This is a genomic window from Candidatus Neomarinimicrobiota bacterium (assembly GCA_022567655.1).
In the GTDB taxonomy this organism is placed as follows: Bacteria; Fidelibacterota; SORT01; order SORT01; family SORT01; genus JADFGO01.
The window spans coordinates 23,259-43,396 of the sequence record JADFGO010000008.1 but is presented as its reverse complement, the minus strand read 5'-3'; the positions used below and the strand labels follow the sequence as shown (position 1 = coordinate 43,396).

Here is a 20,138-nt window from a genome sequence, read left to right as displayed (position 1 = left end):
CCATAAATCTCCCGGATTCTTTCGAGCCTCCGCATGACAACTCTTATTATCAACTTATTTCCGGGCTGAAAAACCAGCCTCCCGGCGGACTAACCGCTTTTTCCGATGAACTGTCATCGATATCCGCATTCCTCGAAAGCAGAGGAATTGTTCCGTCTCCGCTGCTGAAAAACACGGGCGAATTGATCGAAAAAGGACTCGAGCGTCCGCTCAACTCCTTAGAATTAAGGGCTCTCATCGGTTCGCTCGGAATCGACGGTGAAGCGAGAATCTCCCGCAGCATAGCCGAGAAAAATTTTAGCAGCCATAATAATTTCCCGCCGTTAAGAAGAATGCTTTTTAATAAACTATCCTCCCAACTCTCCACACTTTCGAACAACGAACTCTCCTCAGAAAAGTATAGGGCTATAAAGGCGGGTATGGAATTCTTTCAGACCCTGTTTGAGAAATCATCCGGCTCACACAATCCGGCTCCGGAAACGTCTATGCTGTCACGTTTATATTTCATCCGGGCGGCGCAAAGCCTGAACTACCTCGGTGTGATACCTGATTCCCTCAATCTTATCGCATTAGAAGCGCTTCTCGAATCGGACCATCCCGTAACACGGGATGAGATAAAATCACTCACTGACACTATTTCGGCATTTCCGGTCAAAACCGGATCTCGACAGGAGATAAAGTCTCTGATGAAGGCGGCGCTGTTGTTGAAAAGTATGAAACTGAACCGGTCTTTCGAAAATGCTGTTTTCATCAGCAGAGTAGCCGAGAGCCGCTATAACGTCAGCCGAATTTTATCCGCCCTGCTTGACAACGATTCCTCTCAGGCACTCAACCTCCCCGATGGAATAGATAAACTTCATGAAATCACTAAACGGCTTTCCGGTTTACTGTCGGGAAAAACCGTCCGCTTCGCAGACCTCATTAAACTCTCCATCGCTTTAGCTGTCGAAGTTCCGCAGGAACTTAAAAAGCAGATTTCCTTCCCTCTGTCTCAAATCAAAGAAAACGACGCACGAAAGATTCTGCAAAAAGTACAGACCGAATTAAACTCCGCCATAGAAAAAATTTCTCCTGCAAAGTTATTCTCGGACAACGTCAGGGTGTTAATCAAATTGCACTCTCTTGAGCGCTCAATCAGCGCGGTCATCGCCGGAAAATCGCCGGATTCTTTACAAAAAATAGAAGACTATCCGGCTGAACCGGGGAGTAACCTGAACTCCTTGGAAAGAAAGATCGCCGCCCGTTTAATAGCCCGTCAGTTAGACCCCGCACAGGCGTTGATTAAAAAAATAGCAAATTATCTGGAGAGTTATTCGGGAGCTGACAGAGATAAGCCGGGTACGATGAAAATAGAGCGCGCCGTCAGAGCGGTAACCTCGCGGATGCCGTTGAACGAAACTACCTGGCAGCTGCTCAAACCCTTGGATTCTCTATCTTCCGCTGTCGCCCGAAGCGCAAATGATTACCTCGAACTCATCTCTCAATCCGAAGTCCATACGGGCAATAATGAAGGAATGAAGGGGATTCTTGAGTTGTTGATAGCTATTTCGACCGGAAAGCCTGATCAGAAGTCGTTAATTAAAATGAGCTCGTTGTTGGACGATTCAACCATAAATAATCGACTGATCAACCATTCACGGGCGATTTCCAAACAGGTTGAACAGCTCACCGAAACGGTTAAAAACGAATTGCTCAGAATCAAAGAAGAAATTAACCGACACTCAACGAAAAAGAGCGTGAAGGAAGTCGAATCTCTATTAAAGTCCTTATCCACGGCACTTGAGCGGTTGGAAATTTTTCAAATGGACAATTCAAGAAAAGAAGGACTCTTCCAATTCATACTCCCGTTCCCGAACACACCGGACGACGGTCAGGCTAATTTCCGGTTTTCCAAAAAAGAATCCGCCGGAGACGATGAGGATTTCAGTATCTCGCTCAAGCTCTCCCCCGAGCCGATAGGACCGATCGAAATTTCCCTGCGTAAGCTTAAGACCGGCGTAGTTGCCACGCTCATCATAAAGCGCCGGGAATACCTTGAACTGATATCGGAAAATATTCATCTGTTGACCCGAAGGTTCGAATCAATCGGCTTTGGCGAGGTGAGCGTCAGCTGCGCGGTAAGCAGAAATCCGGAAGTGAAGAGACGCCGCTTAACCGGGCTTTATGCTTGAAAGTAGTTTAATCCCTGTGTATAATCGTGAGCAATCGAGAAAGCCGGAACAATCACCAGACCGATTGAATACCTTATTCGGTAATGAGGTTGATTTTTGGACATTGAGAAATATCAGAACGAAAAGGTAATCCGAAAAGTACTGCGCAAAAGTAAAACAATTGCCGTTTACGGCGCTTCCGAAAAGCCGTGGAGAGCAAGCAACAGCATCACCCGGTTTCTTTTGAGTGTCGGATACGATGTTATTCCGGTAAATCCGAATTACGAAAGAGTGATGGGAATGGAATCGTTCCCGAGCCTTCTGGATATCGGGGTGAACGTTGATCTGGTCGATGTATTCAGGCGTTCCTCGGAACTGATATCCGTAGCCGAAGAAGCGGTCAAAATAGGCGCTAAAGGAATATGGTTTCAGGAGGGTGTTATAAACGAACAGGCGGCGGAAATTGCCGTATCCGGCGGTCTTGAGGTAATAATGGACAGATGTATATTGAAAGAATACAACCGCTATACCGACTAAGCGAAGTTCGCTAATTCAATTACAGACAGCATGGAGCTGATCCTGTCCAGATTAAACGGTTTCCTGACATAGTCGTAAGCCCCTATACTCAGCGATTTTTTCGCCATCTCCTCGGTAGCGTATCCTGACATCATTATAACCGGTACGTTTTCATCATATTTCTTTATCATCTGAAGGATTTCAATGCCGTCGAGACCGGGCAGCATTACGTCCAGAAATATGATATCGGGAATCGCCCTGTTGAGGTGATATATGGTTTGCGCGACCCCGTCCGCATCCAGTACCTCTTCGCACTTTGACTCAAGAAACAGCGAAAGGGTTGTTCTTATGTCCTCTTCGTCGTCAACAACTAATATTTTATTGAATCCCATATGTCACCTCTTTGTATAATTAAATCAGTTCTTAAATAATTTTTCGAATTCTTCCTCCGAAACCGGAGTCTCAACGTAAAGGAAAGGTGATTTCGCCAGCTCTATCTCCTTCCCTTCGTCATAAGGTACCCCGTCGGCATTGCAAAGTAGATCGAGCTTCGGTCGCATCGGATGCGAAGGATCAAGACCGATGACCTTTCCGATATCCCCGTTATTCAATCTGACAATCGAGTCGATCGGAAATACGGAAATCTCCCTCACAAGAGCTCTCAGAAATTTAACGTCGAAGTGCGAATCTTTGAGCGCCACAACCTTCTGAAGAGCCTCGTATGCCAGATATTCACTCCTGTACGACGAGGGGTGCGATACAGCCTCATACATATCGATTATCGCCACTATTTTAGCATAATCGTGTATCTCGTCGCCTGCAACAGCGTTAGGATAGCCCGCCCCGTTCATCCTTTCATGTTCCTGCAAAGCCACAGTCGGTAGAAATCCGAACTGAGCGAGTTCAGGTCTTGTTAGTATGGCGTTTGCCAGATACTCGCTTCCCTTGATCGGATGATTCTTGAGTGTATCCATTTCCTCGTCGGAAAGTTTCCTTTGTGCCTTCCGAATCTCATCGGATATAAATAGCATCCCCACGTCGTGTAAAAGAGCCGATAGAGCTAATTCAACCATGAGTTTATTCTCATACTTTAATCCGGTGGAGAGTTTCACGGAATAGATACCGACGTTGAGCGAGTGAACGGGAAAATCGTTACCCTCTCTTCTGCCCATGGCGCGTATCTGAAGGTAATTCGACTGATTGACGGAAGAAACTATCCGTCTTGCGCCCCGTATAAGAGAATTAAAATCATATTCGGCGCCGCTCACAACGGCACTCTCGAACTCCCTCAGATCAGATAAAGCCGTTGAATATACTTCCTTGTGGTCTACTTCCTCATTAAAGTCGTATTCGGGTAAAACCTCCGCTTGAGGTTGAGGTTGTGAAACTTCACCGACTCCCCCCGGGGGAACCGGTGAATCAGGCAGTTCAGCGGAAGGCGCTGCCTGTTGGTCAGCGGGTATAATCGTACTCTTTTCGATATTTTGTTCAACCGGTACGGGCGGTTGAGGAGGTTGAACGGGAGCCTCCGTAATTTGTTCCTGCTGGATTTGAGGCGCTGTCTCCACCGGTGAAGGTACCTGGCTGACCGCTTCGGAAGGAGAATCGACAACTCCCTGCCGGTCAATTTCTACAGGAACTGATTCCTGAGCAGCTGCCGCCGGATCGGCAGGGACTGACGTCGGGGACGGTTTTGTCAACTCTCCGGAGCCGCCGAATATATCGTCCAACATTGATCCCGCATCAAGACTGTCCATCTCCTGATCCGTCTCTTCGACCTGATCCGCAACCCCGGGTTCCTCGCTCGTTTCAGCCGGCGGCTGTTCGACTTCCTCTTGAACGACGTCGCTCTCGGGAGTGACCGCATTCCCGGCTGGGACCTTGAGAGGGTTAACAGCATCATCACCCATGCCGGATTCGGGAACATCAACCACTCCTGTTGAAGTCCCAGCTGCTCCGACCGGTTCATGAGTCGGATCAGGCTCTGATTCTGCTGCGGCGGTCTCGTCCGACGCAGAAAGCCCCTCGACCGGTTGAGGTTCAGGTTCATCGGCCGTTTCCAGACCTATTTCATCTACGGGAATAGCCACTGCGCCGGCTCCGGAATCTACTTCTGTCTCGATCCGGTCTGAGGCAGACGAATCGTCCGCCGGTTCGTTCGGCGTCCTTGAAAGCAAAGACATTACCCTGCTCCGCAGCTCCGCAGGGTTGATCGGCAGCGTGATATAATCGTCCGCTCCTGTCTCCATACCCAAAACTTTATCGGGTCCTTCTGCGGAATCGCTCACGAGAAGAATCGGAGTGTTTTGAAGCGATCGGTTTTCTTTTATCTTCCGTGCCAGTGTCAATCCGTTCATCATCGGCAGATTAATTTCCGCGATTACCACCGATGCTGTATTCTTAAGAAGAAATTCACTCGCCGCTTCACCGGATCCGAGAATTACGAGCTCCATTCCGAGACTCTCCAGAGCCTGCTCTAAGGTGCTGTGAATTTGTGACGAGGCGGCGACCACCAATATACAGCTCTTCTCGGCTGCTGATTCATCGTTATTAACCTGTGTTACCTTAGGGCGACTCGAAGACCGGAATAGATCTATAGAACGTATCATGTAAGCTCCATTACTCCAAATTAGAGCAGATAAAAGTCAAAATCAACAATTCCGGAGCCAATACTTATCTTCCCTGATATCAGATCACCATGTTGATAAGAGCGGAATCTATCAATTTCAATTCCCTTCTCGCTCCGGTCATCAGCGCCAGATCACAGATGCTGTTTATTCTCCTCGGAACGCCGTAAGAAGCGTTGAATACGGCGGAAATCGCATCGTCGTTGACGATATTCGGTGATGCCCCCGCGATTTTAAGCCGGTGATGAATGTACTTGTGCGTATCTTCGAGGTTGAATGCATGCAGGTGATATTTTACTCCGAGTCTCTGCTCGAATTGCGGCATGGAGGAGATCATTTCTCTTAATTCCGGTTGACCGACAAGTACGATCGTCACGAGAAATTTGTCGTTGAGCTGATGGTTCAATAGGAGTCTCAATTCCTCAAACACGGAGGCATCCTTCATCAATTGCGCTTCGTCGATCATGATCAAAACATCTTTACTCAACTGAAATTTTCTGTACAAAATTTCTTCGATCATTTTTGAGAGTTCCACACGCGGTTTCTGAACAAGTTCTTCCCCCAACTGATAGAGTATTTCCTGCAACAGCTCCTTAGGATTGAACTGCGGGTTATTGACTATCACCACTTCCCTGTCGTCGCTTTTAACGTCATTCGCTATTATCCGCAGCAGAGTGGTTTTACCGCATCCGTATTCTCCGGTCAAAAGAGCGCCGCCCTTGTTCTCCGTAACCGCATAGATCATTCTTTCGTAACATTCTTTGTGCTCTTCCGAGTTATAAAAATATTCGGGATCGGGAGTGTTCTCGAACGGCTTGCTCTTCAGGTTCCAGAACTGCAGGTACATCAGGTCAAATTCCTCTGTTCTCTACGATCTGCTTCCGACGCCCCAGTTTAATTTTGCCCTCAGAGTGTCAAAATATGATTTATCTTTCCATTTGATCAACTTGATATTGTTTTCCGCTCTGACAACCGTCACGCTTTGATCCTTCCTGATCTTGACGCTCGTCTGTCCGTCCATGGAGAGCAGCATCTCCTCCGGAACATTTTTGAAACTGATCTCTATACTTGAATCCGGTTTGAGGACTACCGCTCTCTGCGAAAGACTGTGCGGCGATATCGGCGTCACTACCATAGCCTGAAGCGGCGGAACGATTATGGGTCCACCCGCCGAAAGAGAATATGCCGTAGAACCTGTGGGTGTGGCGATAATAATTCCGTCGGCGGTGTAGTCATTAAAAAAGGATCCGTCCACTCTGACCGAAATACTCATCATCCTCGATGAGAATCTTCTTTCGATAACTACGTCGTTAAGCGCCCTGAAATGAGTCCCCTTATCGTCGTCCACGACTGCCTCAAGCACCATTCGTTCCTCTACCAGATACTCACCCTTTTGAATCAATTCGAGTCTTTCGTATATCTCCTCTACCGCCACCTCAGCCAGAAATCCCAGTCCGCCGAGATTTATCCCCGCTATCGGGACTCCGCTGCTGCCCACGGCTCGCGAAGCAGCTAGAATCGTTCCATCGCCGCCGAGCGCGAGAATAATATCGCACTTTGACGCTATCGAATCGCGATCAGCGCTCTCGATACCCTTCAATTCATTCTTTGCCGTCGAGATTATATCGGTTTCGAGAATGACGCTGTTATCGTGCTTTTCCAGCCAGGAAATCAGATCGGGAAGCATCTCGAAAAGTTCACTCTTCCCTGTGTTAGCTATGATTCCGTAAATCACTCTTCCGGCGCTGCCTCTTTGTCCTCTGATTTTATTTCCTCTACCTTCTTGGCGGCATTTTCGAGGAATTCGCGGCAGATCTTGGACAACTTCACACCTTCCTCGAACAGTTCAAGAGTGTCTTCCAATTTCATCTTCCCGTCCTCAAGCTCTTTCACTATTTCGGACATTCTTTTCATTGCCTGTTCGAATGAAGTTTTGCCTTTCTTTTCTTTAGAGCCCATTCGATACCTCCTTTATCACTCCCCTCAGCGTTCCTTCGTGAACCTTGATGCGTATGTCGTCATTTACCTTTACTTGTTTAAAACTCGATATTATCTCTCCGCTAACTTCAGAACTTACAATCGAATATCCCCTTCCGAGAACAGAGAGCGGGTTGAGGGAATCCAGACTATTTTGAAGAGCTCTGGTTTCGAGTTTAAGAACTTGAAAGATATGTTCCTGAATGAGCCTCATCTTCATACTTATGTCGTTAACCTTATTATCAGATTCGGTAATGAACGTTTCCATCCGCTCCCAGCTGAAAGCTGACTCGATATCGTCCACTGCTCTCTCAATTTCTCTGATCTGTACGGTGACCGATTCGTAGATCGACTTTGAATGATCTTCGATGGCAGAAAGCAGATCAATCATCCTCGGAGCAGCCAGTTCCGCCGCAGCCGAAGGCGTCGGCGCCCTCAGATCAGCGCTGAAATCCGCTATCGTAAAGTCGATTTCATGTCCCACTGCGCTGATGACGGGAACGGCTGATTCGGCGATCGCCCTGGCGACAATCTCTTCGTTGAATGCCCAGAGATCCTCGATTGAACCGCCGCCTCTTCCGACAATCAATAAATCCACGTCCCCCCTAAAATTCAGCTTTTCAATCCCTTCGGCTATCTCCTCCGCCGCCCCGTCTCCCTGCACACGGACGGGTTCGAGTACCAATTCGACGTAAGGAGCCCTGCGGTTCAGGACGTTGATAATATCCGAAATCACGGCGCCGTCAGGCGACGTGACTACTCCTATCCTGAACGGATACGGCGGTAAAGGTTTTTTCCTGTCTTCGTCGAAGAGCCCCTCTTCCGATAGCCGTTCTTTAAGGAGTTCAAATCGCCGGTACAGCTCCCCGAGCCCGACCGGTTGGATCTGCGCTGCGATAAGCTGATACTTTCCGGATTTTTCGTAGATCGAGATTCTGCCCGAAACGTTGACCTGCATTCCATCTTCCGGTTTGAAAAGCAGCCTGCCCGCGTTCTGTTTCCAGATTACGCATGAGAGTTGAGAAGATTCGTCTTTGAGACTGAAGTATGCGTGACCGGATGCCGCTCTCATCCATGTGGAAATCTCGCCATTTACCCACACGGGAGGGATATTCATTTCTAATACTGATTTTATAAGTGAGTTGACTTCAGATACGGAGTATATCTTTTGATCTGAGCTCATCGAGGCAAAGAGGGTCTTCCCGCCGATTCCCAGGCGGTGACCCAATATCTACCAAGATTCTCGGAAGCCCCGCTCATTTGTTTCCAACCTATATCTCCTACATCCCAGTAGAGCGCTTTAATATAATTCTTGACGGGATCGGCTTTCCGGTCGGCAAGAGAATCTATCAATGAGTCCGACAGACCCTCTCTCGCCTTTGAGTCCGCAATGAGTATCGGCAATACGAGTTGATATCCGTTCAGGATAATATCGAAGGCAAAACCGAGCGGATCGGCAATCGGCTCAGCCTCCTGCATCGACGGGTCATATTCTTCTATGTAGGAATTGACCATTAATTTTTCAAACTGATTATGGATTCCTTCATTATTCGTGAACTGACCGTTGTAGTTCTCCGCCGAGTGAAAGGGCATATGGGCATCCGCTACGTAGTGACCCAGCGCAGCTGCGCTCATGCGGATCTTCTCCCTCTCCCCCGATTTCATATCTTCGGAGAGTTTCATTGTGTATTCGACTATCCGCCAGGGGAGAGTTCCCTTCGAGTTTACAGCCTCGGCACCGAATTTCTTCACCGCTTCATCGTAATCCCTTGGCAGCTCCCTAAAAGGATACGTACCGTACATATCGATGTCGATGAAGTGACGAGGTAATTCCTCTTTGTCATCACGCTTCCATTTGTCGGGATCCACTGCGTGTTCCGATATGAAATTTCTCTCGCTTTCAAAAAATTCCTTCATTCCTGCGGGAAGAGTGTCGACCGCATCGGAATTGATCCTCATGTGGGCATCGTAGCCCCATCCGTTGGACAGTTCAAGTGGAATAAACATGGCGGCGATGAAAAGAATCGTAATCGATGTGTTCTTTATATTCAGGCTCATTTCATTTCCGGTTAATTTTTTACAAATCCGGTGTCATATTTGGCGATTGTGAATTCCGGGAAGATAGAAGGAATTCATCCTGCGCCTCTAACGAATTTTCTTTTTATGACGGTTCATCCGAAGACGTTTTTTACGCTTATGCGTATTTATCTTCTTCCGCTTTCTCTTTTTGCCGCATGGCATAGCTTATAAGAGCTCCTCTTTTTTTAGATGTTTATAATTTAAAATTAATCTTTTTTTAAATTTGCCGAGATCTGATCCCTCAATATTTTCGATGCCTTAAATGTGGGAACGTATCTCTCGGGGAGGTAGATCACTTCACCCGTCCCCGGGTTCCTGGCTTTTTTGGGCTGTCGCTTTTTAACGTTAAAACTCCCGAACCCGCGGAATTCAACGCGCTCGCCCTCCTGCAAGGCGCTTTTAATAGTGCTTAAAAACCCGTCGATGACAGCTTCTGTTTCTACTTTAGTCAGACCCGTTGCTTCTGCTATAATGTCTACAATGTCCGCTTTAGTCACTATTATACCTCCAACGCTAAAAATTTAAGTTTAACTTATATTCCGGCAGGGCGACTCTGTCGAATACTCTCAAAAGATCCTGTGCGTCCCCGAAGAAAAGATCGAGCAGCGAAGATTTTCGTCTCTTTTCTTTCAATATATTCGGTTTGCCGGTCAAGCCCGCCAATTCGACTGCGTAGTCCAGGGCGTCCTGATATGTACCGAGCGTATCTATCAAGCCGAACTTTTTTGCCTGATTGCCGGAATAGATTCTTCCGTCCGCTAATTCGCGCACTCTCTCTATCGTCATTCCCCTTTCGACGGAGACCGTATTTACGAATTGATCGTAAAGATCGTCTACAACCTCCTGAAAAACATCCCTGTCATCTTTCCTGAGTTTCCTGTAAGGAGATCCGCTGTCCTTCAAGGGGCCGCTCGTTATATTGACGAAACTCAGCCCGAGCTTGTTCATAAGACCCTCATAGTTCGGAAGCCCTACTATGACTCCGATCGATCCGGTTACCGTGGCGGGATTCGACATTATCTTATCGGCGCCCAGGGCTACATAATAGCCTCCGCTCGCCGCCACGGCACCCAGAGATGCGAGGATCGGCTTGCCCGAGTCCCTGACCTTCCTCACTTCTTGATATATCTCCTGCGATGCCGATACTCCGCCTCCCGGACTCGATATCCTGAACAGAATAGCATCGATATCCTCATCGTCACCGTACTTCTTGAACTGTCTTATTATAGAATTGGAATCGTATATCGGGCCTGACAACTCGACAACTGCTATCAGAGGTTTTCCGTCCGATATATTTATTTCCCCCCCGCTGATATACTTATAAGCGATGACAAGGAACAATGTGAAAACGAAAAAGACGGAGGTTATCAAAAGAGCGGTCAATATATTTCGTTTACGTGTCATACCTGTATTACCTCCTGTAAATCTTGATTCGGTCGCCCGGTTTTATCGGATTATCCTCCGCCCACGGGTTCCAGGAGAACATCTCCGAGATAGAGACGCCGTTTTTCCTTGCAATATCCCATAACGTATCGCCTCTTCGCACCGTATGGATTGTCAACTTCACGTTCTTCAAGGTGATATCAGCCTCGACAGCCTTCATCGTCCATACATTTATCAATGACCCTGCCTTTAACTCATTCCCCTTTATCGAATTCCAGAGCCTCAACTCATCCGTTTTAACTTCAAATTTTGCCGCTAAAGCGGAGAGAGATTCACCCGCTTTCACACGATAGTGTAAGAGGAAAAGTCGTGGATCGGCAACCGAATATACGGGCTGGGATAATTTCAAATACTCCGGCAGATAAACGTTTAAACTCTCTCCCTCGTAGATCGGTTTACCGTACCTTAATCCGTTCCACGCCCTGAGCTTTAAAGCTGTAGTATTATAATACTCCGCTATGTGACCGAGCGTATCGCCTTTTTTGACTCTGTATTTGATCGGCTTGGAATTTTTAGGCACGGCGGAGCGGCTTTCGATTCTCTTGGAGCCCGCAGAAGAAAACACACTGCTGTTGGTCGGGATTAACAGGATTTTGCCGGCCCTGATAGAATTGCGGTTCCTTATCGAATTAACACGCACTATCCGACCGACCGGAACACCGTATCTGGCTGCAATTGTAGAAAGCGCCTCACCCCTCCTCACCTTGTGGCGGACGTACCCCGTCCGCTCCTTCTCGGGTAGTTCGGCGAAGTTCTGATTGAATTGTTCTGCCGTCCCCATGGGCAGCAAAAGAGAGTACCCGTAATCGCGGGGAGGCGTTGCGTTACGTCTGAGTTCGGGGTTTAACCTCCTCAGGTCTTCGACGCTGACCCCTGCGGCTTTTGATATGACGGATAAACTGATGCTTCCCTTAATTTTTACCTCCTCAAAGGAGAGAGGGCTTTCCGGATTGACGTCAAAACCGAAAGCTTCCGGATCCTCTCCTATGATAGCAGCGGCTATAAACGAAGGTACGTAATTCCTTGTTTCCCGCGGCAGTGTCAGCAGCTCCCAGTAATTTTCGGTGTTTCCTCTTTTCATTGCGCGTTTGACCCTGTTCGAGCCCGAGTTGTATGCCGCCATCACTAAATACCAATCCCCGAATTCCGTGAACAGATCTTTTATATATCGCGCCGCTGCATGAGTTGACTTAATCGGATTTCTCCGCTCATCAACCCACCAATCCCTTTTCAATCCGTACAGCCTGCCCGTGCCGTAAATAAACTGCCACGGTCCGGCGGCGTGTGCCCACGAGTAAGCTCTCGGCGAAAAACCGCTTTCAACCATCGCCAAATACACCAATTCCTTGGGCAGTCCTTCCTCTACGAGGATCGATTCAAACATCTGCTGATAGGCGCCTTTTCGCTTAAGCCACAGATCAAACGACTCGGAAGCTTCGGTCTGGAAAAACCGCACTATTCTCATCACACTGCCGTTTATCACAAGCGGTATTTCCATGCCTAAATCATCGGCGTATTCCTGAAGGACCTTAACCGCTATCCCGGAAGTGTCGTCAATCGAATCGAAGAGCTCCAGCTTTTCCATCAAGCTCAAATCCGATGAATTCCCGTATCTGATCTGGAGTCTTCTAAGCGCTAACTGATAATCTTTGGAAACTTTATTGGCGGTCGCCTGAAACTCCGATTCGAATGCGTTTGATGAATTATCGTAGAGATCGATCTCCCCGAGCAGTGAGACCGCAAGATCATACTCTTCACGCATGCGGGAAGTGTCGGACAGATCCTCGGCTATCATCGCCTGGGCATAATGAATTTTGGCGTCCCGCAATGTCTCCCAGTCATCCGATAAGATCCCGGTTCCTATATCGCTCTCTGTCGCGATCAGTTCCGCGCCGCTCTTATCGGTGGGTGCGGTTGAGCATCCCGCACTCCAGAAGAGGAGCATAATTATGCCTATCTTGCTGTTATTCATCAATTTATACCTTCATCCTTAACAAATCGCTCGAAAAATAGACTCAAACTCCTTTATTGTCAAACACTTTCTGGGATTGGAAGAGGTTCGGGCGTTTACCGTCAATCTGAACTCTTCGCTGCCTTTGAAATTTTTTGTAGAATGAGAGTCGTTGAATAACCTTCCAAAAGGGGTATTCTCCGCACTTCTCCGCCCTGAGCTTCCACTTCTTTTTTGCCGACGATTTCTTCCGCTGAATAATCGGACCCCTTGACAAGAAAATCCGGCCGCACCGTTTTTATAAGCTCCAATGGACTGTCTTCGTCAAAAAGAACGACTATATCTACGCACTTTAAACCTGCTAAAAGCAGCGCCCGGTCTCTTTCACCGTTCAACGGCCTCCCCTTTCCCTTGATCGAACGGGTCGAACGATCGGAATTCACTCCGATAACGAGGAGGTCGCCCAATTTCCTGCTCTCCTCCAAATAATTCAGATGACCGAGGTGCAGAATGTCGAAGATACCGTTGGTGAACACGATTTTTTTGCCTTCGTTATGCGCTTTTTCGCTGATAGCGCCGAGTTCTTCGAATCTTTTGAGCTCACCCAAACAGCTTTCCCTTTGTCTGAATCGAGAGGGGACAGTTCTGGACCTCCCCTCTCGAACACCAACGGTTGTAAAGATGGATCATTCCTTGCTGCACCATCGCAGAGCTCGAGAACATCGGATGATCAGGAGAACACGGCAGCACGAATCTTCTTATATGCCTCAATATCGAGTTGTCCTGTTCGGGCGGATATACAAAAGCTATTCTGTTGACTCTCGCCTCAAGCGCGCTGTCGGATTCTTCGACAGCAAAAACACCGAGGAGAGGGAGAACGACGTTCAGAGCGATCGTCCTTGCTCTCGCTTTTCCTATCAGCGCGGATCTCCTCCGCAGATCTTTTCCGAACCGGGACATTTGGTTCCAGTACGGATCACCCCGTAAAATCAAAGACTCCTCTAAAGCCATAATAAATTTTTCGGGCGATTTGAAATTCACGGCTGCGAAGGCTGCCAATTGTACGAACCGTTCAGGATCGTACCGTTTGAGGAACCCGGCGAGAGCGGCCATACGCCTTGTCGGAAAGTTCTGGGGACGCAGCCGGAAGAACTTCCAATCGCTGCCGTTCATCGGGGCTTGCACTATTAAATGACTGATTTCATGCCATTTCCTCGAAAGCGCTCTTCGCCGCTTATCGCTGCTGCCTGTGTCGATAAGCCCGGAAAAGCCGAAGAGCAATGATTCGAGTGTTTTATCCTCTTTCGATCCGGCTCCATCTGTCCGAATCACCCTGTGAATATCGTCGAGGCTCAGCATCCTGCTGAACCGGCTGAACTGTGTAGAATTTTTGGAGTACCCCAAGGCTCTCGCTAAACCCCTGTAGAAAATATCACCGTAGCTGTGCCCCGCCTCCAGCTGCAATTTGAAGCTCTTACGTTTATGGTTCAATCTCTCCTTGCCGAGCCTCAGAAGTTCAAGATATATCTCTCCTTCTCTCATCTCCGGCCGCTCGTGATAGCACCCGTCGTTCCAGGGCCATTGGAGTTTTTTGCTCAGCCGGGCATTCCAGTCTTCGGATAAAGGAAATACCAACGTGGGAATTATTCTGCCTGCATGGTCTATCGTTTGATCCCCTTTCGGCTCAAATGCCACTACGTGAAGAATGACGTTCGCAAACGCCGGATCGCTGTGGTGGTTATGTTCGTACCATGAACGCGCCCGAAGGTGAATCTCGACGTCGCCCCTTTTGACCTCCCCGTCTATCAGAAGCATTGCTCCTAAAAAATCAGGTCCCGAATCCCTGTTCGGCTCTCCCGGCTCTAAAACAGCCACCTTGCTGCCCCCGGAACTGAAGAGTTTCCCCGCCATCGACTTGCTCGATCGGAGCCATCTGAGCGCTATCTCGCTCTCTTTGAGGTTCTCCGTCGAATAATTCCGGACCGATTCCGAAATGACGCTAAAATTTAGTCTAAGATTATTGTACGGCACTTTCGTAAGCCATGTTTTTTATCACCACATTCCTGATCTCTTTCACAAGTTCGTTCCTGTCGGATATATCCCTTCCTTCCGTGGCTACCGGATTTCCCACTTTTAGCCTTATCGTTCCCCGTTTTATCATCATATCTCCCTTGGGGGCAAGCTCCCGGCTCCCCAAGATCGAAACAGGCACTATCGGTATTCCCATTGAGATCGCCAAAATTATTCCGCCCTTTTTGAATCGTCCGACGCGTCCGTCCAATGTGCGGGTACCCTCTGCGAAGACCATCGCCGACGCTTTGCGCTTTTTAAGTTGCACCGAAGCCTTTTTGAGGCTCTCGACTGCGGATTCGAGGTTTCCTCTGTCGATCCTTATATGCCCCGCCATTCGCAGAGCAAGTCCGAAAACAGGGAACTTGTAGAGCTCTTTTTTTGCTAAAAACCTAAGCTGAAACGGCAGAGAATAGAGCACCGCCGGTATGTCCAAGAGGCTCGCATGATTCGATATGAATACGTAGCTTTTCCCCCGTTCTAATTTATCGAGCCCGTCGATTTCAACGCTTATGCCGGCAATTTTCAAAACGATCCACGCCCACGCACGCGTCATTCTGCCGGTCGAGTTTCCCGAATAATCTATTAGTGTCAGAATCACCGCGAATACGCTGACGACTCCGGTTATAATTAACGCCGAGACTACCGTCATAACTGATCGGAACAACGGTTCACTCCTCCTCTGCTTTTATCACAGCCGTGCCGACGTACGGTACGAGGGGGTCGGGAAGATGTATGCTTCCCTCTTCGGTCTGGTGAGTTTCCAAAAGGGCGACCATGAGACGGGAAGTAGCCAGTCCGCTCCCGTTGAGCGTGTGAACGAAATCTACGCCGCCTTCGTTTTGACGGTACCTGATATTCCCGCGCCTTGCCTGAAACGATTCGAAGTTACTGCATGAGGAGACCTCTAAATATTTACCCTCGGCGGGCGCCCAAACCTCGATGTCATAACATTTTGCAGCCGCAAACGAAAGATCGCCTGTCGATAGCTCCACAACCCTGTAGTGCAGTTCGAGCCTTTTCAATATCTCCTCGGCATGCAATAATATCTCCTCTAAGGCATCGTAGGAATCTTCAGGTCGCGTGAATTTCACAAGCTCGACCTTGTTGAACTGGTGAACCCTCAAAAATCCTTTCGTATCCTTTCCGTAAGACCCCGCTTCACGCCTGAAACAGGGTGAATACGCCGCATAAGAGATCGGGAGTCTTCCTTCCGGCAATATTTCGTTCCTGTGTATGTTTGTCAATGGAATCTCTGCCGTCGGGATGAGGAAGAGTTCCTCCTGTGAACTGACGTACATGTCATCCCTGAACTTCGGCAGCTGCCCGGTGGTAATGGCGCTTTCCTCATTAACCAGAAAGGGCGGAAATACCTCCTTGTAGCCGTGTTCTTCCGTTTGAACGTCGAGCATGAAGTTGATAAGACCTCTTTCGAGCTTAGCTCCCATACCGAGATAGAGAGGAAACCCGGATCCTGAAATTTTGGAAGCCGAGGAAAAATCCAGGATTCCGAGAGATGTTCCGAGCTCCATGTGATCCTTCAGGGCGAAATCGCTCTTCGGCTTATCCTCCCATTCCCTGACGATCTTATTCTCCGACGCATCTTTTCCGTGCGGGACGCTATCGTGCGGCGGATTCGGTACATTCAGCAGCAGCTCTTTGAGCTTATCTTCCGTCTCCCGCAGCGAGTCGTCCAGATCTTTTATTTTATTAGAAACCTCTCGCATCTCACTGATCTTTTCTTCGGCTTCCTCCCCCTTTTTCTTAGCCTGGCTGATCTCCTCGGATACGGTGTTCCTTCGCGCCCGCAGACTCTCAACTTCCTCTAAAACAGCTCTCCGTTTCGAGTCGAGTTTTATTATAGGCTCAAAGTCGACCTTATCCCCTTTTAACGACACCCTTTCCGTCATACGCTTCGTATCGTCCCTTATCAGTTTAATATCTATCATAAGACTTAAAATATATCAATTTTCCCCCTAAGATAAAAGCTCTTGCTCATCATCATGACCGGAATAAAACGCCCCGAACTCACTTTATTTCGGCTTGGACATCTGTGCTTCGTGGTAAGAAAAACCTGTTGTCGGCAACTTTTTTCCCCTCCCGTCTGCCGAAGTTGTCCCGGCTCATCTTTTTGAGCGTTGAATTTTAACCGCTTACCCTTGGAGATCTCGATCCGCTATCCGACAGTGCAAGCAGTGCGGCGCTCGTCTCCTCAATATTATCGTCGGTCAAGCCGATATCCCGCTCCGCCTGCAGAAGGAGAAAACCGAAACGTTCTCCCGAAAGCGGCTTCACCCCCGTAAAAAACCGTTCGATCATCTTACTGCTCGAGTAAACGTCTAAAATTTCATACCCCCGATAACCGGGGTCTGTGTCGGTGGATTGTGCTTTCAAACTTGAAACAAAAGATAGGATTGCAACTGCTGCGGTAAGGCTGAATCGCCGTGACGTCATCAGCTTAAGTTTTAGTGTCCCCTGCCGGTCAGTATTACTATCATAGTCGACAGTAAAATTTTAAAGTCCATTCTGAGCGACATGTTCTCTAAGTAGAACAGATCATATCTGAGTTTACGTTTTACGTCATCGAGAGATTCATCATACTTGTGTTTGATTTGTGCCCATCCTGTTATGCCGGGACGGATTCTCAACCGTTTTGTATAGAGCGGTAAATCGTTCTTGAGTTTTTCAACAAAATACGGCCTTTCGGGCCGGGGACCGACAAGACTCATATCTCCCTTAAGGACGTTTATGAACTGCGGGACTTCATCGATTCGGGATATGCGGAGGAACTTTCCGAAACTCGTGATCCTCGGATCGTCTTGAGCTGCCCATACGGGACCCGTCTTGCTTTCTGCGCCTGAACTCATCGAACGGAACTTCAGTATGTTGAACACCCTGCCGTCTCTTCCTACGCGTTCCTGACTGTAAAGAATACTCCCTCTTGAATCTATTTTAATTAACAACCCTATCAACACCCACAGGGGGAGAAATAGCGTTATCACGCCGACCGAAACTGCGATATCCACGATCCTTTTAACCGACCTTTCCCACGCCGGCATCAACTCCGGAAGAATGTCAATGAGCGGCAGTCCGTAAATCTGATTCGTCCGCGCCTGACCGCTGATGATGTCGTACATGTCAGGGCTGATTTTTATACCGACCGATCCGCCGTTGACGATATTCACCACGTCAAGAAGCCGCTCATGTTCATTTGGCGACAGCGCTAAAATAATCTCTTTGACGCCCTTTTCCTGAATGATAGCCGGAAGATCTCTTATCGAACCGATTACCGGTACGCCTTCGGAGGACTCTCCCAGGTCTTCGGGACGCGTGGAGACAAAACCCACTACGTCATATCCCAAACCCGGATACGATTTTATTCTCGAATTGAGCGCTCTCGCTCTATTGTTCCACCCTACCAATATCGACGGCAGCAGCTCCTCGCCCCGCATCAATCGCCGTTTTTGAAAAGTTCTGAATGCGACCCGCGCCCCGACAACGAAAAAGATCATTCCGGCCCAGTATGTTATAACTATAATACGGCTCGGAGAGATCATGTTGCTTAATTGAATCGTAAACAGAAATACTATCAGGGTACCTACCGAGACGGTCTTAACTACGCTGAGCGCCTCATCGAACCGCGAAGTGGGAGATTTTATGGCGTACAATCCGGAAAACCAGAAAAACAGCACCCAGCCGGCGGATATAAGTGAAACAGGCAGAGGTATATCTCTTAGAAACAAAGGTACCGGATTTGATATTAATCCGCTTTTGAATTTAAACAAATAAAACAGAAAAAGTGCGGTAAATGTTGCCGCAAAATCAAGGGCTACCAATATGAACGTTTCGTTTTTTCTGAGATTCAACTCTTAACCGTTCTGTTAGGGTCTGTCCACCCATTTAAAATAATGAATCAATTCGACCTCACTCTTTGAATCAATTGTCGCCATTATAAGATTTTGAACAGCTTAATTTATCAATCCCGCTGCTTTTGCGCTTAAGAATATTGAAAAGAGCGGAAGGAAAACGTCAAAAGCGTCTCTGAATTTGCGGTTCCATTTCCTCGGGACTACTATCGTGTCTCCCCTCCGGATAATAATTGCAGAGTTACTTTTTACTCTGTTTCCTTCTCTGATTACGAAAATTTTACTTCCGTTGCCGGCGGAGCTGGCGCCGCCCGCGTATCCCATATATTCCTCAGAGGTGAAGTCGGGTATGTACGGGTAAGCTCCGGGATGTCTTACCTCGCCTGTTACGTAGACCATCTGGTTTATCGACGGAATTATGATGCTGTCTCCCGGCTTCGGTTTGAAATTTAATAATTCATCAAGCGATTTGCCCACTCTGAACGTTTCTTCGGTTTCTCCGTTTCTTCTCGAGACGTAAATTCCTTCTATATCCGTCAATTTGGAAAAGACTCCGGTTCTTCGAAACAACGAGGATAAGTTCTCGTCCTCTCTTAGATAAAAAGAACCCGCTCTTTTGTCATACGTCTCCAACGTTACCAGCCTACCTGACCAATCAAGTGTGGGAACATGAACGACGTCACCGTTCAACAGACGCCTGTTTTTTGAAAGCTTACCCGCATACATGAATTCAAGATAATCGAATTTATAGACGCTTCCGTCTATCGAGGAAACTTCAACGTTTGCTCCGTCGGCGAATCCATCAAGACCGCCTGCCAGCTCAATCACGTCGGAAATTCTGTCCACCGCTCTAACGGGATAAGTACCCGGATGAGCTACGTTTCCCGTTACATATATCCGAAATAATCTGAGCTGAACAAGGGATATGGATATTTCCACGCCGGAGTATGTTTTCTTACTGAACTCCACTATCTTCAGTTTTGATTTCTCGAGGCTCATTCCGCCTATAGGTATCAGACCGATTGTGGGAATTTCTAATTCTCCTTCCGGAGAAACGATCGCCTCGAATTGCTGATCGACCTTACCCCAAATATATACTGAAAATAAATCTCCCGGCCCGACTATATACTCTTTTGGATCGAGAGTGACGTCCAATACCTGATTGACCAGCTCCTTTAACCGCTTCTCGATCAAGGCGTCCCTTTTCTCCTCCCTTTTCACCTTTTCCAGCGCTTTCTGGTATTTTAGTTTTTCCGCCTCTGTCGACATTCTACCCTGCCCGAAGGTCTGTGAGACAGGCACAGAAAGGACGGTAATCAATGAAAACAACGTTATCACTCTAAAACTCATAAATCGAAAATTCACTCTTAATTTGTCCTTAATTTATCGGATTACAACATATTATCGAATCTGAACTGAAAAAGAAACATATACCCTTAATTATCAACGCTTTATCGCG

At 47.9% G+C, this 20,138-nt stretch carries 19 protein-coding genes; 2 read left to right on the top strand and 17 right to left on the bottom strand.

Annotation, left to right across the window (positions count from 1 at the left end):
- The coding region (locus IID12_01760) for a flagellar hook-length control protein FliK (GenBank protein ID MCH8287818.1) at window positions 1–2,171 on the top strand (2,171 nt) is incomplete at its 5' end.
- 102 nt (window positions 2,172–2,273) lie between these two features.
- Complete coding sequence (locus tag IID12_01755; GenBank protein MCH8287817.1) at window positions 2,274–2,687, top strand: CoA-binding protein; 414 nt, start codon at window positions 2,274–2,276, stop codon at window positions 2,685–2,687.
- Here the strand turns inward: IID12_01755 and IID12_01750 are convergent.
- The 17 genes from IID12_01750 to IID12_01670 all read right to left on the bottom strand — a co-directional run bounded on the left by IID12_01750 (window position 2,684) and on the right by IID12_01670 (window position 19,948).
- Entirely contained in the window at window positions 2,684–3,058 is a 375-nt protein-coding gene (locus IID12_01750) for a response regulator (GenBank protein MCH8287816.1), read from the bottom strand. The genes IID12_01755 and IID12_01750 overlap by 4 nt on opposite strands.
- Window positions 3,059–3,082: 24 nt before the next feature.
- Window positions 3,083–5,275, bottom strand: a complete 2,193-nt coding sequence (locus tag IID12_01745) for a response regulator (GenBank protein ID MCH8287815.1) — start codon at window positions 5,273–5,275, stop codon at window positions 3,083–3,085.
- Window positions 5,276–5,354: 79 nt separating this feature from the next.
- Window positions 5,355–6,140 (bottom strand): AAA family ATPase, encoded by a 786-nt coding sequence (locus tag IID12_01740; GenBank protein MCH8287814.1) that lies wholly within the window; start codon window positions 6,138–6,140, stop codon window positions 5,355–5,357.
- A 21-nt stretch (window positions 6,141–6,161) separates the two neighbouring features.
- The gene (locus IID12_01735) at window positions 6,162–7,028 is read right to left on the bottom strand and encodes an NAD(+)/NADH kinase (GenBank protein ID MCH8287813.1); all 867 of its coding nucleotides are present in this window, start codon (window positions 7,026–7,028) and stop codon (window positions 6,162–6,164) included.
- Complete coding sequence (gene xseB, locus IID12_01730) at window positions 7,025–7,252, bottom strand: exodeoxyribonuclease VII small subunit (GenBank protein ID MCH8287812.1); 228 nt, start codon at window positions 7,250–7,252, stop codon at window positions 7,025–7,027. The genes IID12_01735 and xseB overlap by 4 nt, the downstream gene beginning before the upstream one ends.
- Complete coding sequence (xseA, locus tag IID12_01725; protein ID MCH8287811.1) at window positions 7,242–8,453, bottom strand: exodeoxyribonuclease VII large subunit; 1,212 nt, start codon at window positions 8,451–8,453, stop codon at window positions 7,242–7,244. The genes xseB and xseA overlap by 11 nt, the downstream gene beginning before the upstream one ends.
- Window positions 8,450–9,328 (bottom strand): hypothetical protein, encoded by an 879-nt coding sequence (locus IID12_01720; protein ID MCH8287810.1) that lies wholly within the window; start codon window positions 9,326–9,328, stop codon window positions 8,450–8,452. The genes xseA and IID12_01720 overlap by 4 nt, the downstream gene beginning before the upstream one ends.
- Window positions 9,329–9,555: 227 nt before the next feature.
- Window positions 9,556–9,846: an integration host factor subunit beta gene (locus IID12_01715; protein MCH8287809.1), complete on the bottom strand. Its 291-nt coding sequence runs from the start codon at window positions 9,844–9,846 to the stop codon at window positions 9,556–9,558.
- A gap of 16 nt (window positions 9,847–9,862) precedes the next feature.
- Window positions 9,863–10,753, bottom strand: coding sequence for a signal peptide peptidase SppA (sppA, locus tag IID12_01710; GenBank protein ID MCH8287808.1), 891 nt, complete (start codon window positions 10,751–10,753; stop codon window positions 9,863–9,865).
- Between the two features lie 7 nt (window positions 10,754–10,760).
- Entirely contained in the window at window positions 10,761–12,764 is a 2,004-nt protein-coding gene (locus IID12_01705) for a LysM peptidoglycan-binding domain-containing protein (GenBank protein MCH8287807.1), read from the bottom strand.
- Window positions 12,765–12,865: 101 nt separating this feature from the next.
- Window positions 12,866–13,351, bottom strand: a complete 486-nt coding sequence (rfaE2, locus tag IID12_01700) for a D-glycero-beta-D-manno-heptose 1-phosphate adenylyltransferase (GenBank protein MCH8287806.1) — start codon at window positions 13,349–13,351, stop codon at window positions 12,866–12,868.
- Window positions 13,344–14,774: a DUF2851 family protein gene (locus IID12_01695; protein ID MCH8287805.1), complete on the bottom strand. Its 1,431-nt coding sequence runs from the start codon at window positions 14,772–14,774 to the stop codon at window positions 13,344–13,346. Before IID12_01695 ends, rfaE2 begins: the two co-directional genes overlap by 8 nt.
- Entirely contained in the window at window positions 14,761–15,480 is a 720-nt protein-coding gene (locus IID12_01690; protein ID MCH8287804.1) for a 1-acyl-sn-glycerol-3-phosphate acyltransferase, read from the bottom strand. Before IID12_01690 ends, IID12_01695 begins: the two co-directional genes overlap by 14 nt.
- 4 nt (window positions 15,481–15,484) lie before the next feature.
- Window positions 15,485–16,762, bottom strand: coding sequence for a serine--tRNA ligase (gene serS / locus IID12_01685; GenBank protein MCH8287803.1), 1,278 nt, complete (start codon window positions 16,760–16,762; stop codon window positions 15,485–15,487).
- 196 nt (window positions 16,763–16,958) lie between these two features.
- Complete coding sequence (locus IID12_01680) at window positions 16,959–17,267, bottom strand: hypothetical protein (GenBank protein ID MCH8287802.1); 309 nt, start codon at window positions 17,265–17,267, stop codon at window positions 16,959–16,961.
- A gap of 11 nt (window positions 17,268–17,278) precedes the next feature.
- Window positions 17,279–18,679 carry a sugar transferase gene (locus IID12_01675; GenBank protein ID MCH8287801.1) on the bottom strand — a complete coding sequence of 467 codons (1,401 nt, stop codon included), beginning with the start codon at window positions 18,677–18,679 and terminating at the stop codon, window positions 17,279–17,281.
- A gap of 102 nt (window positions 18,680–18,781) precedes the next feature.
- A complete protein-coding gene (locus tag IID12_01670) occupies window positions 18,782–19,948 on the bottom strand; it encodes an SLBB domain-containing protein (GenBank protein ID MCH8287800.1) in 1,167 nt (388 codons plus the stop codon).
- Window positions 19,949–20,138: the final 190 nt, after the last annotated feature.

Bases quoted from the DNA above. Each gene is read 5' to 3' on its own strand.
- IID12_01750 (MCH8287816.1), bottom strand. From the start codon at position 3,058: ATGGGATTCAATAAAATATTAGTTGTTGACGACGAAGAGGACATAAGA.
- IID12_01745 (MCH8287815.1), bottom strand. From the start codon at position 5,275: ATGATACGTTCTATAGATCTATTCCGGTCTTCGAGTCGCCCTAAGGTA.
- IID12_01740 (MCH8287814.1), bottom strand. From the start codon at position 6,140: ATGTACCTGCAGTTCTGGAACCTGAAGAGCAAGCCGTTCGAGAACACT.
- xseB (MCH8287812.1), bottom strand. From the start codon at position 7,252: ATGGGCTCTAAAGAAAAGAAAGGCAAAACTTCATTCGAACAGGCAATG.
- xseA (MCH8287811.1), bottom strand. From the start codon at position 8,453: ATGAGCTCAGATCAAAAGATATACTCCGTATCTGAAGTCAACTCACTT.
- IID12_01720 (MCH8287810.1), bottom strand. From the start codon at position 9,328: ATGAGCCTGAATATAAAGAACACATCGATTACGATTCTTTTCATCGCC.
- sppA (MCH8287808.1), bottom strand. From the start codon at position 10,753: ATGACACGTAAACGAAATATATTGACCGCTCTTTTGATAACCTCCGTC.
- IID12_01705 (MCH8287807.1), bottom strand. From the start codon at position 12,764: ATGAATAACAGCAAGATAGGCATAATTATGCTCCTCTTCTGGAGTGCG.
- serS (MCH8287803.1), bottom strand. From the start codon at position 16,762: ATGATAGATATTAAACTGATAAGGGACGATACGAAGCGTATGACGGAA.
- IID12_01680 (MCH8287802.1), bottom strand. From the start codon at position 17,267: ATGACGTCACGGCGATTCAGCCTTACCGCAGCAGTTGCAATCCTATCT.
- IID12_01670 (MCH8287800.1), bottom strand. From the start codon at position 19,948: ATGTCGACAGAGGCGGAAAAACTAAAATACCAGAAAGCGCTGGAAAAG.